Annotated in this window: 13 protein-coding genes; 6 read left to right on the forward strand and 7 right to left on the reverse strand. The window is 67.4% G+C overall.

Annotated features, from left to right (window positions below; all coding sequences use genetic code 11):
• Positions 1–603, reverse strand: a 603-nt coding sequence (locus WBL05_RS10885) for a glycoside hydrolase family 3 protein (protein WP_424225887.1), incomplete at its 3' end; no start/stop codon positions are given.
• 340 nt (positions 604–943) lie between these two features.
• Here WBL05_RS10885 and WBL05_RS10890 point away from each other — a divergent pair.
• The 4 genes from WBL05_RS10890 to WBL05_RS10905 all read left to right on the forward strand — a co-directional run bounded on the left by WBL05_RS10890 (position 944) and on the right by WBL05_RS10905 (position 5021).
• Positions 944–1978 (forward strand): TRAP transporter substrate-binding protein, encoded by a 1035-nt coding sequence (locus WBL05_RS10890; RefSeq protein WP_424225889.1) that lies wholly within the window; start codon positions 944–946, stop codon positions 1976–1978.
• Positions 1979–2039: 61 nt separating this feature from the next.
• Positions 2040–2564, forward strand: coding sequence for a TRAP transporter small permease (locus WBL05_RS10895; RefSeq protein ID WP_424225890.1), 525 nt, complete (start codon positions 2040–2042; stop codon positions 2562–2564).
• Positions 2565–2574: 10 nt separating this feature from the next.
• Positions 2575–3867 (forward strand): TRAP transporter large permease, encoded by a 1293-nt coding sequence (locus WBL05_RS10900; protein ID WP_424225891.1) that lies wholly within the window; start codon positions 2575–2577, stop codon positions 3865–3867.
• Between the two features lie 80 nt (positions 3868–3947).
• Positions 3948–5021, forward strand: coding sequence for a mannonate dehydratase (locus tag WBL05_RS10905; RefSeq protein ID WP_424225893.1), 1074 nt, complete (start codon positions 3948–3950; stop codon positions 5019–5021).
• 85 nt (positions 5022–5106) lie between these two features.
• Here WBL05_RS10905 and WBL05_RS10910 read toward each other — a convergent pair whose 3' ends face one another.
• From WBL05_RS10910 to ychF, 5 genes are all read right to left on the reverse strand, one after another.
• Complete coding sequence (locus tag WBL05_RS10910) at positions 5107–6093, reverse strand: zinc-binding alcohol dehydrogenase family protein (RefSeq protein ID WP_424225909.1); 987 nt, start codon at positions 6091–6093, stop codon at positions 5107–5109.
• A gap of 118 nt (positions 6094–6211) precedes the next feature.
• Positions 6212–7765, reverse strand: a complete 1554-nt coding sequence (locus WBL05_RS10915) for a succinic semialdehyde dehydrogenase (protein WP_424225895.1) — start codon at positions 7763–7765, stop codon at positions 6212–6214.
• 171 nt (positions 7766–7936) lie between these two features.
• Positions 7937–8347: a type II toxin-antitoxin system VapC family toxin gene (locus WBL05_RS10920; RefSeq protein ID WP_424225897.1), complete on the reverse strand. Its 411-nt coding sequence runs from the start codon at positions 8345–8347 to the stop codon at positions 7937–7939.
• Entirely contained in the window at positions 8344–8625 is a 282-nt protein-coding gene (locus tag WBL05_RS10925) for a type II toxin-antitoxin system Phd/YefM family antitoxin (protein ID WP_424225899.1), read from the reverse strand. The genes WBL05_RS10920 and WBL05_RS10925 overlap by 4 nt, the downstream gene beginning before the upstream one ends.
• 21 nt (positions 8626–8646) lie before the next feature.
• Complete coding sequence (ychF, locus tag WBL05_RS10930; RefSeq protein ID WP_424225901.1) at positions 8647–9720, reverse strand: redox-regulated ATPase YchF; 1074 nt, start codon at positions 9718–9720, stop codon at positions 8647–8649.
• Positions 9721–9847: 127 nt separating this feature from the next.
• Between ychF and WBL05_RS10935 the strand changes: the two genes are divergently transcribed.
• Complete coding sequence (locus WBL05_RS10935) at positions 9848–10300, forward strand: hypothetical protein (protein ID WP_424225903.1); 453 nt, start codon at positions 9848–9850, stop codon at positions 10298–10300.
• Between the two features lie 15 nt (positions 10301–10315).
• Here the strand turns inward: WBL05_RS10935 and WBL05_RS10940 are convergent, their stop codons facing one another.
• A complete protein-coding gene (locus WBL05_RS10940) occupies positions 10316–11578 on the reverse strand; it encodes a M18 family aminopeptidase (RefSeq protein WP_424225905.1) in 1263 nt (420 codons plus the stop codon).
• A gap of 74 nt (positions 11579–11652) precedes the next feature.
• Between WBL05_RS10940 and WBL05_RS10945 the strand changes: the two genes are divergently transcribed.
• Positions 11653–11863, forward strand: a 211-nt coding sequence (locus tag WBL05_RS10945; protein WP_424225907.1) for a hypothetical protein, incomplete at its 3' end; no start/stop codon positions are given.

The following is an 11863-nucleotide window of genomic DNA, read 5'->3' on the forward strand; positions in this document are numbered from 1 at the left end:
GTGGTGGTTCTCGTTGGCGTAGCAACCATTGACCATGTTGTAGCTGGTCATCAGGGCCCGCGGCTGGGCCTCGCGGACGACGATCTCGAAGGCCGTCAGGTAGATCTCGCGCAGCGTCCGCTCGTCCACCACCGAGTCGGACGCCATCCTGCGCAGTTCCTGGTTATTGGCGGCGAAGTGCTTCGGCGTGGCGGCCACCCCGGCCGACTGGATGCCCCGGACGTAGGCTGCCGCCAGCTTGCCGGCCAGATACGGGTCCTCTGAGTAGCACTCGAAGTTGCGTCCGCCCAGCGGGCTGCGCTTCATGTTCAGGCCTGGACCGAGCAGCACGTCGACCTCCTGCCAGGCCGCCTCTGCACCCAGCGCCGCGCCCACCCGGCCGGCCAGTTCGGTGTCCCAACTGTTCGCCAGGGTCGCCGCAGTCGGGAAGCAGGTGGCCGGGTAGGAAGGGTTGAGGCCGAGGTGGTCGGCATCACCGACCTGCTTGCGCACCCCGTGCGGACCGTCGGCCAGGAAGATCGACTCGACGCCGAGGCGGGGCACCGCGCGGGTCTGCCAGACGTTACGGCCGCTCAGCAGGGCCGCCTTCTCCAGGTTCGTCATCGAGTCCGTCATCGCGGGTTGCCTCCCTGCTACCGGCGTTCCACCACCGTCACCGCGGCCTGTGACTCCACTCTGCACGCCATCTGGTGGCGGCGTCCACGGCCTGGCAAACCAGTTATCACGGATCGGTAACAATTCTGGCAACCGTTGTTCAGCGGGTCGAACCCTGTTATGGGGCCGGTAGGCGGTGCGCTACTGTGCTGGCACGACGCCGCGGAGCCGTCCGCGATCCTTTCAGGACTGCGTACACGCGGCAGCACAGCGCACCGGCAGGAGCCCGGTGCAACTGGTTGTGGCAGCCGCCCCAGCAGCGGCACTGACCCTATATCCGGGAGGAAGAATGAAGAAAGCAATCGTGACGGTGATCGCCGCTGCGGCTGCGCTGTCCCTGAGCGCCTGCAACTTGGGCACTGCGGACGGTGGTGGCGGAAACGCGAGCGCCGGCGGTGGCGATTCGGTCGTGATCAAGGTCGCCGACAACTGGGCAGCCACCCACCCGATGGCCGCCGCTCTCGACGAGGTCTTCAAGGCGGAGGTCGAGGAGAAGTCCGGCGGATCCATCACCATCGAGACCTACCACTCGGGCACCCTCGGTAACGAGGCCGACCTGTGGGCCGGTGTGCGCAACGGCACCATCGAGATCGTCGTCGTCGGCACCCCGATGAACCAGGAGTACAGCACCATGCTGATCTCCGACTGGCCGTGGCTGTACCGCGACGTCGAGCATGCCAAGGCGGTGTGGACCGGCGACGTCGCCGAGGAGGTCAACGCCGGGTTCCACGAGAAGTCCCCCGAGGTCGAAATCCTCGGTTGGGGCCCCAACTCCGCCCGCACCTTCACCAGCAACAAGCCGCTGGAGTCGCCGGCTGACTTCGCCGGTCAGAAGTTCCGGATGCCGAGCAACCCGATCCACGTCGGGCTGGCCGAGAACCTCGGCGCCAGCGCCCAGGTGATCCCGCTGGGCGAGCTGTTCACCGCGCTGGAGACCGGCGTCGTCGACGGCCAGGACAACGGCATGGTTACCGTGGTCTCCGAGGGTCTGTACGAGGTTCAGCAATACGTCTACGAGACCAACCACATCATCGCGACCCTCGAGATCATCGTGAACGAAGCCTTCCTGTCCGGGCTGACCGAGGAGCAGCAGACCATCATCCGGGACGCCGCCAAGGCCGCTTCCGAGCAGGCGTGGGACGACTACATCGCCAGCATCGACGAGGACCGCCAGTTCCTGATCGACGAGGGCCTGACCGTCACCGCGCCGAGCGAGGCCGACCGCGAGCAGATGATCGAGATGACCCAGCCGGTCGTCGACCAGCTGCTGGCCGACAACGACTGGGCCCAGGAGCTCACCGACAAGATCCGCGCAGTCAACTGACCCAGCGGGGGGGTCCTGCGGTCGGCTGACCGCAGGGCCCTTTCGCTGAAAAGGAACAACCATGACATCGGCAATGGACAAGCTCTTCCGGGGCATCCAGATCCTGATCGCGATCTTCCTGGCCGTGATGATCGTCCTCACCTTCACCAACGTGGTGCTGAGGTTCGTGTTCAGCACCGGCTTCGCCTGGTCGGAGGAAGTGGCCCGGATCTGCTTCATCTACCTGGTCTACCTGGGCACCATCGACGCCTTCCGTGACAACCGCCACCTGGGCGTGGAGTTGCTGGTCGAACGGGTCGGGCAGCGGGCCCAGAAGGTCCTCTACTTCGCCATCCAGGGCATCGTGATCTGGATGATGGCTCTGCTCGCGACGGGCAGCTTCTCGCTGGCCCGCCAAGGCCTCAACGACCGGTGGGTCGCCACCGGCTATCCCCTCTTCCTGATCAGCGGCATCGGGGTGGTCACCGGCGTGGCGATCATCCTGCTGGCGCTGTCCAACATCTACCGAATGCTCGTCAACAAGGAGCCGGTCCTGGGCCTGATGGCACCGAAGGACGCCCCTGACGAAGAGTTTGCGATCGAGTGAGGCCACGGAAATGCTGCTCCTGACACTGTTCCTGGTCTACCTGGTGGGGGCGATCGCCATCGGGGTACCGATCGCCTTCGCGCTGCTGTTCTGCTCGGTGGCCACCGGCCTGCACATGGGCGGGACCTCAACCAACCCGGCGATCATCTCCGCCCAACTCATGCGCGGCACCGACTCGGTGTCGATGATGGCCCTGCCGTTCTTCGTCCTGGCCGGTGAGCTGATGAACCGTGGCGGCCTGACCACCCGCATCATCAAGTTCGCCAACATCTTCGTCGGACGCGTCCGTGGCGGCCTGGGCTACGTGACGATCTTCGCCTGCCTGATGTTCGCCAGCCTGGTCGGCTCGGCCGTGGCGTCCACCGCTGCGCTGGGCGCGATCCTGATCCCGATGATGGCCAGGTCGGGCTACGACCGGGCCCGGTCGGCCGGCCTGGTCGCCAGCTCCAACCTGGTCTCGCCGATCATGCCGCCGTCGGTACCGTTCATCGTCTACGGCGTCGCGGCCGGGGTGTCGATCAAGTCGCTGTTCCTGGGCGGGATCGCGCCGGCGTTCTACCTGACCGCGGTGATGTGCATCATCTGGTTCATCATCAGCCGCAAGGACAACATCAAGTCCGACGAACCCAGACCAACCCTGCGCGAAGGCCTGAAGATCTTCACCGACGGCCTGTGGGCGCTGCTGTTACCGATCATCATCCTGGTCGGCCTGCGTGGCGGGGTGTTCACCGCCACCGAGGCCGGTGTGGTGGCGGTCGTCTACGCGCTGCTGGTGGGTACGATCGTCTACCGAGAACTCAACATAAAGGCCATCTTCACCGGCCTGGTCTCGGGCGCCAAGATGTCGGCGGTGGTCATGTTCCTGGCCGCGACCGCCCAGGTGGCCGGCTACTTCATGACCATCTCCGGGCTGCCCAAGATCGTGATCAATATCCTCGAACCGCTGGTGGAACGCCCGACGATGCTGATGGTCGTGCTGATGGTCGTGGTGCTCATCGTCGGCCTGGCGATGGACGTGGTGCCCACGATCCTGATCCTGACCCCGATCGTGGTGCCGGTACTGAACGCCGCCGGGATCGACCTGATCTACTTCGGCATCGTGTTCATCCTGGCCAACGTGCTGGGTCTGACCTCACCACCGGTGGGTCCGGTGCTGAACGTGGCCTGCGCCACCGGCAAGGTGAAGATGGACGAGATCATTCCGCCGGTCATCCCCTACTTCATCGCCCAATCGGCGCTGGTCTTCCTGCTGGCGGTCTTCCCGCCGCTGATCATGGTGCCGCTGGGCTGGCTGGGCGGCTGACCCACTCGGTGGGGCGGGCGCGCGAGTGCCCGCCCCAGCGAAACTCTTTCCATGAATCGAATGGATCAGGAGGACTGATCATGAAGATGGGCATGCGCTGGTTCGGCCAGGCCGATGACACCATCCCGCTGGAGTACATCCGACAGGTTCCCGGCGTCACCCACGTGGTGGGTGCCCTGTTCGACGTCCCGGTGGGCGAGGAGTGGCCGCTGGAGGCGATCACCGAGCTGCGTGACCAGATCAACGCGGTCGGGCTGAACCTCGAGGTAATCGAGAGCGTCAACATCCACGACGACATCAAGATCGGCGGTCCCCGGCGGGACTGGGCCATCGAGAACTACATCGCAACCATCAAGAATCTCGCCCAGGTCGGGGTGAAGGTGATCTGCTACAACTTCATGCCGGTCTTCGACTGGATCCGCACCGACCTGCACCACGAGCTCGAGGATGGCTCGTTCGTGATGGCCTACACCGACGCCGAGGTCCAGGGCACCGCGCAGGAAACCATGGAACGGATGCAGGCGGCGTCCGGCGGCTACCGGCTGCCCGGCTGGGAGCTGGAACGGCTCGCTTTCCTTTCGGAGTTGCTGGAGGCCTATGCTCCGCTGGGCGAGGACGGCCTGGCCGAGAACTTCAAGTACTTCATCCAGGCGATCATGCCGACCTGCGAGCAGTACGACGTGAAGATGGCGGTCCACCCCGACGACCCGCCGAAGTCGCTGTTCGGGCTGCCTCGCATCGTCAAGAACGTCGAGGACATGCGGCGGATCGAGAGCTTCCACGACTCGCCGTACAACGGGTTCACGCTGTGCACCGGATCGCTGGGCGAGAACCGGCAGAACGACCTGACCGCGATCATCCGCGAGTTCGTCGGACGGGACAAGGTGCCCTTCGCGCAGATCCGCAACATCAAGTTCACCTCCGAGGTCGACTTCTACGAGTCGGCGCACCCGTCCGGCTATGGGTCGCTCGACATGTACGAGGTGGTGCGGGCGTTCTACGAGGCCGGCTTCGACGGCTACGCGCGGCCAGACCACGGCCGTGACATCTGGGGTGAGCGGCGTCGGCCCGGCTACGGTCTGCACGACCGGGCACTCGGCATCGCCTACCTGCTCGGGCTGTGGGAGGCGATCAGCAAGGCCAACCCGCGGTAGGAGCATCAACGGGCACCCAGTTCGTGGCCGCGGCCCGACTCGGGGGGCAGTCCCGCGGGTGGCACCACCTGCGGCCCGACGCGGTTCAGTCCCGGCTGATCACGATCTTGCCGATCGTCCGACCCTCGGCGACCTCCTGATGGGCCTGCCGCAGGTTGTCGGCGTTGATGCCCACCAGCTTCTTGACCATCGTGTGCCGGATCCGCCCGGCGTCCACCAGCGCGGCGACGTTGTCCAGCAGGTCGTGCTGGGCGATCATGTCCGGGGTGTGGTAGCTCGAGCGGGTGAACATGTACTCCCAGTGCACCGAGATCGACTTGGGCTTGAACGCCAGCAGGTCGAACGGCTGCGGCGCGTCGATCAGCGCCAGCCTGCCCTGCGGGCGCAGCACCTCGGCGATGTCGGCCTCGCGTCCCTGGGTGTAGGCAGAGAAGACCCGGTCGACCCCGCCGGAGAAGATATCCCTGACCTGTTCGGCCAGCGGCCGGCCATGATCGATGACGTGCTGGGCGCCCATCCTGGTCGCCCACTCCCGCGATTCGGCTCGGGACGCCGTGGCGATCACGGTCAGTTCGGTCAGCGCGCGGGCCAACTGGATCATGATCGAACCGACCCCACCCGCGCCACCGATCACCAGCAGGGTGCCGCGCTCCCCCGGCCCGACCAGCAGCCGGTCGAGCAGCGCCTCCCAGGCGGTGATCGCGGTCAGCGGCAGGCTGGCGGCCTCGGCGAATCCGAGGTTGCTCGGCTTGTTGCCGACGATCCGCTCGTCCACCACGTGGTAGGCGCTGTTGGTGCCCGGCCGGGTCACGTCACCGGCGTACCAGACCTCGTCACCCGGGCTGAACAGGTTGACCTCCGAACCCACCTGCCGAACGATGCCGGCCCCGTCGAAGCCGAGCACCCGCGGTTCATCGGACGCCGCCACCCGGCTGCGCTGCTTGAAGTCGACAGGGTTGACCGAGACCGCCCGCACCTCCACCACGAGGTCGTGTGGCCCTGCCAGCGGCAGCGGCAGGTCGACGTCACGCAGGTCTTCGGGATCGGGGCCGAAAGCGGCTACAGCCTTCATCGTTCCAGTCATGGCTCCAACCCTATTCGCGCCTGGCCCGCCCCGAGCGCCGCTCCGGGCTCAACGCGGCTTGTCCGGACCCCGGCCGCGTCCCTGCGGAGTCCCGTGAGGTGTTGGTCTACATGAAGTGCCGGAGCACGCGGATGCCCGCCGACATCAGGGTGGCCCAGCGCCGGTTGGCGACCTGCTCGAAGCCGCCGATCCGGACGACGCGCTGTCGGGCGATGGTCTGGGCCTCGGTGTACTTCAGGACGCCCTCGGCGCCGTGCCGGCGGCCGAGGCCGGACTGCTTCATGCCACCCATCGGGGCCCGGAACGATCCCCAGGTGGCTGCGTAGCCCTCGTTGATGTTGACGGTGCCGGCCTGCAGTTGGCGGGCGACCCGCTCCCCGTTGCGGCGCGACCAGACCGCCGCGTTGAGTCCGTAGTCGGTGTCGTTGGCCAGTTCCACCGCCTTGTCGTCGCTGGCGACCCGGTACAGGCTGACGACCGGACCGAAGGTCTCCTCCCGGTAGGCCTTCATCCCGGGTGTGACATCGGTGAGCACGGTGGGCTCGAAGAAGTACGGGCCGAGGTCGGGACGCGGACGCCCGCCGGCCAGCACGGTGACGCCCTTCGCCCTGGCGTCGGCGACGTGCTCGGTGACCGCCTCCAACTGAGACTGGCTGATCAGCGAACCCATGTCGGCGTCCCAGCCAAGGCCGGCGGCCAGTTGCATCTCGGCGACGCGGTCGAGGAAGGCGGCCTTGAACTCGTCCCAGACCGCCTGGTGGACGTAGATGCGCTCGGTGGCGATGCAGAGCTGGCCGGAGTTGGAGAAGCAGGCATGCAGCGCACCGGCGGCGGCCCGTTCGATGTCGGCGTCGGCGAGGACGAGCAGCGGGTTCTTGCCACCGAGCTCGCCGGAGAAACCGATCAGCCGTTGAGCGCACTGGGTGGCGATGGTGCGTCCGGTCGCGGTCGAGCCGGTGAACATGATGTAGTCGGCCCGGTTGATGACGGCGCTGCCGATCTCGCGTCCCGAACCGACCACCACCTGCAGCAGGTCGCGTGGCAGGCCGGCCTGAAGCAGCAGGTCGAGCACCCGCAGCGCGCAGAACGGGGTTTGCGAATCCGGTTTGCAGACGACCCCGTTCCCGGCCAGCAGGGCGGGCAGGGAATCGGTGACCGGCAGGGTCAGCGGGTAGTTCCATGGCGTGATGACACCGACCACCCCCTTGGGGACGCGGACCTCGCGGGTCTGGGTGAGCAGCGGAAGCGCTCCGCGATGCCGCCGCTCGGCCAGCACTGCCGGGCCGCGCTGGGCGAGGTGGCTGGTCCACAGCACGATGTCGGCGATCTCCTCGAAGGCGCTGTGCCGGGACTTGCCGGTTTCGAGCTGAATGAGGTCGAGCAGTTCGGAGTCGTGCTTGAGCACCAGGTCGGTGAACTGCGTGAGCACCCGCGTTCGGGTGCGCATCGGGGTTCGTACCCAGTGCTGTTGGGCGGCCCGGGCGCGGGTGAAGGCGGCCTCGACATCGGCGACCGACGACTTGGGCAACTCGCCCAGCACGGTGCCGTCGAACGGCTTGATGATCGTGCTGACCCCAGCCGACCCAGATGTGGCCACCAGTCGGTCGAGTCCCGCGATGACCAGGTCGGACTGGGCGCTGGCCTGTGTGGTGGCAGTCATGCTCCGACGATAGTCGTCGGCAGACATCGGGTACCCCTCACAGCTCCTCTTCTGGTCGCGCTCAGCGGAGCGAAGCCCGCGAGCCCAAACACCCAGGTACGGGGTAACCTCTCCTGAGCCGGATCAGTATGCCTCCGCAGCGCCAGTGACATTGACAACCATCTCGACAACTTAAGAGTTGCCGACCGAGCCGGGAGCAATCACTTCGAGACCTGCCGCCCTCGCCGCGTCGCCAAGCCGCAGGTCGTAGGTGACAACGGCATGGACATCCAGGCGCATGGCCGCCTCCAGGTGCAGGGCATCGAGAGTACGCAGATAGGGCATCGGTAAGAGTCCTGCTGACCGGAACGTGGCTCTGTCAAGCGCCGCAAGCGACACGCCGTCGAGGATCGCACTGACCTTCGCCTGATCCCGCCCTTCCCGTACCGCCATACGTCGCAGTTCGGTCTCGAGCAAATCGCTCGAGACGAGCCTAACTTGCGCCTGATCGAGCCAGTCCACCAGCGCCTGAGTCTCTGCCTGCGCTACCAGGAGCGCGCCAAGCGCCGACGTGTCGACATAGACGAGCGGACCGTCGCTCACACGCGATCCTCACGCAACTCATCGAGGATCTGAGTCATCGGGCGGTCGCTGTCAGTCTCCTGCGGCTTCAGCGCCGCCCAACCACCGAGACGCTTCGCAGGCCGCACGATCGGCAACGTGGCAGCCGGGGCATCAAGAGGCACGATGCGACCAACAGGGACCCCGCGATTGGTCAGGACGAAGGAACGTCCCTCGCCGACAGCCCGGAGCACACGCCCAGACTCGTTGCGCAACTGGCGCTGCGAGAGGCTCTCTTCCTGCGGCGCACCAGCAGTCATGCGAATATCGTAGCACCCGCGCTACAGGCTGAACCGGAACTCCACCACGTCGCCGTCCTGCATGACGTAGTCCTTGCCCTCCAGACGCATCTTGCCGGCTGCCTTGACCGCGGCCTCCGATCCCAGTTCGACCAGGTCGTCGAAGTTGACGATCTGAGCCTTGATGAAGCCCTTCTGGAAGTCGGTGTGGATCACGCCGGCGGCCTCGGGTGCGGTGGCGCCCTTCCTGATCGTCCAGGCGCGGGCCTCCTTCGGGCCGGCGGTCAGGAAGCTCTGCAATCCCAGCGTGGCGTAGCCGACCCGGGCCAGCTGGTCCAGGCCCGGCTCGTCGACGCCGGCCTCGGTCAGGAACTCGCGGCCCTCGTCTGCATCCATTTCCACCAGCTCGGATTCGAATTTGGCGTCCAGGAAGATCGCCTCGGCCGGTGCCACGCCCGCGGCGAGCCCAGCCTTGAGCGCTTCGTCGGCCAGCTGGTCCTGATCGAGATTGAAGACGTAAATGTAAGGCTTGGCAGTCAGCAGGAACAGGTCGCGCAGCGGCTCCAGGTCGAGCCCGGCCTGGTGGACCCCGGTCCCGGAATCGAGGACGTCACGGGCAGCGAGCCAGGCCTCGTACCTGGGCCGGGACTCCTTCTTGATCCGGGCCTCCTTCTCCAGCCGCGGCAGCGCCTTCTCGAGGGTTTGCAGGTCGGCCAGGATCAGCTCGGTGCGAATGGTGTCGATGTCGGACGTCGGGTTCACCCGCCCGTCCACGTGGGTGACGTCATCGTCGGCGAAAACTCGGGTGACCTGGCAGATTGCGTCGGCCTCGCGGATGTGGGCCAGGAACGCGTTGCCCATTCCCTCACCCTGGGAGGCGCCCTTGACGATGCCGGCGATGTCGACGAAGCTCACCGTCGCCGGCACCATTCGTTCGGAGGAGTAGATCTCGGCCAGCACCGGCAGCCGGGCGTCCGGGACGCCCACCACCCCGACGTTGGGCTCGATGGTCGCGAACGGGTAGTTCGCGGCCAGCACCGTGTTGCGGGTCAACGCGTTGAACAGGGTGGACTTGCCCGCGTTCGGGAGCCCGACGATTCCGATGGTGAGTGCCACGAGGTGACAGCCTATCGCGGACCGGCCGCCCGGCCGTTGCCAAGCCAGCCCGCCGAACGCTGGCCCCGCCGGCTGCCTCGGGTGGAAGATGGGAGTGACCGAAGTATCGCGAACGAGAGCCGGAACCGTGACCAACAATCCCTTCCCGACGCCGGATCCCGGATCCGACGACCGATCGTCGGCCGATCCTCGGCCCTACCATCCGGGGCCCGGTCCGTTGGATGACGCCCACGGACAGCGCTCGTTCGACTACGCGCAGCCCCCGGAACCGTCGAACCTGGTCCCGGTCGACCACTTCTCCCAGCCCGCCCACTACGGCGGGCCGCCGGTGCACCCCCAGGCGACCACCACGTTGGTACTTGGCGTGCTGGGCCTGGTGGCCTTCCCGCCGCTGGCGTTCGGCGCGCTCTGGCTGGGTCGCAAGGGGCGGGCGGAGGTCCGTGCCGATCCGAGCGCCTATCGTGACTCCGCCGCGCTGAATGCGGGCTGGATCCTCGGCGTCGTCGGCTCGGTGTTGTGCACTCTGTACATCCTGCTGATGGTTCTGATCGTCCTGGTCGCGGTGCTGGCGGCCGCCTGACCTGACGCGGCGAGCCTACTCGCCAGCCAGGAAAGCCCTTGCCACAGCGGCGAACGCAGCTGGGTCGGCCACCGCGCACAGCTCCCGGATGGAGTGCATGCCCAGCACGGCGACCCCGGCGTCCACCGTGCGGATGCCCAGCCGGGTGGCCGCCAGCGGGCCGAGGCTGGCCCCGCCCGGCACCGAGTTGTTGTTCACGAAGACTTGGTGCTCGACCCCGGCGGCCCGACAGGCTCTGGCCCAGCAGGCCATCGTGGTTGCGTCGGTGCCGTAGCGCATGGCGGCGCTCCACTTCAGCACCGGACCCCCGCCAAGCACCGGCCGGGTGGTGGGGTCGTGGCGGTCAGGACGATTGGGGTGCACCGCATGGGTGACGTCGGCCGACAGGCACCAGCCCCGGTCCAGCCAGGCGTGGTGGGCATCCTGGCTGAACCCGCCGGCCTGACTCAACCGGCGCAGCAGGTGCTCGGCGAACGGGCCGGACGCGCCGCTGGCGGTGTGCGAGCCGACCTCCTCGTGGTCGTGGACCACCAGCAGCTGGACGTCATCGGTCGCCTCGGCGGCGAGGAATGCGCTGAGCCCGCTGTGCACCGACAGCAGGTTGTCCAGGCGGGCGGACGCCAGCAGTTCGCCACTGGTGCCGACCCGGGTGGCCGGCTGGTCAGCGACCAGGAACAGGTCGTGGCCGCCCACCTGGTTCGGGTCGAGCCCAACCAGGTCGGCGAGGTGGGTCGCCAGGTCGGGTTCGGACGACGCCAGGCCCAGCAGCGCCACAAGGTCGCGCTGCGCCTCGACCCGCAGTTCGCTGTTCTGGGAGCGATCCAGGTGGATCGCCAGGCTGGGCACCCTGGCCACCGCGTTGGCGTGCACCAGGTGGCTGGTTCCGGCGAGATCGACGATCCGACCGGCCACCGAGAGGTCACGGTCGAACCAGGTCGGCAGCAGCGGCCCGCCGTACACCTCGACGTTCGCCATCTGGTAGCCGAACCGCTCGTGCAGGCCATGCGGTTTGAGCTTCAGCGCCGGCGAGTCGCTGTGGGCGGCGAAGATCCGCAGCCCGGGCTGGCGGCTCCACACGGCCGGGGTCCGCCACGCGATCAGGGCGCCGTCGCGGGTGGTGAAACCCTGGTTCGGCAGCTGACCCCAGACCTCGCCGCCCACCAGGGCGGTGAACCCGGCCGCCTCCAGCCGGCGGGCCAGTTCGGCCACCGCGTGGTACGAGGTGGGGCTGGCGTCCAGGAAGTGCATCAGGTCTGCGGTGCGGGCGGCTTCGGGCATGCAGACAGGCTAATCCAGTCGGCTCGGCGGGTGGTCGACCAGAAATGTCAGTGCGCTGTAGCAGAGTGTGCGCCATGGATGCGATGGGACTGTTGTTGCTGGTGGTGGCACTGCTGATCGGTGCGGCGCTGGGCGCCCTGGTGAGCAGGGCGATGCTGGCCAGCAAGGACGCCGCGACCGCCGCCGCACGCAGCACCGAACTGGCCGAGCTGCGCGCGATCGCCGCCGATGCCCGCAGCGATGCTGCCCGCGCACAGTCCGAGGCCGCCATGACCAGGGCAGACC

The organism is Brooklawnia sp., from assembly GCF_049651565.1.
Classification (GTDB): domain Bacteria; phylum Actinomycetota; class Actinomycetes; order Propionibacteriales; family Propionibacteriaceae; genus Brooklawnia.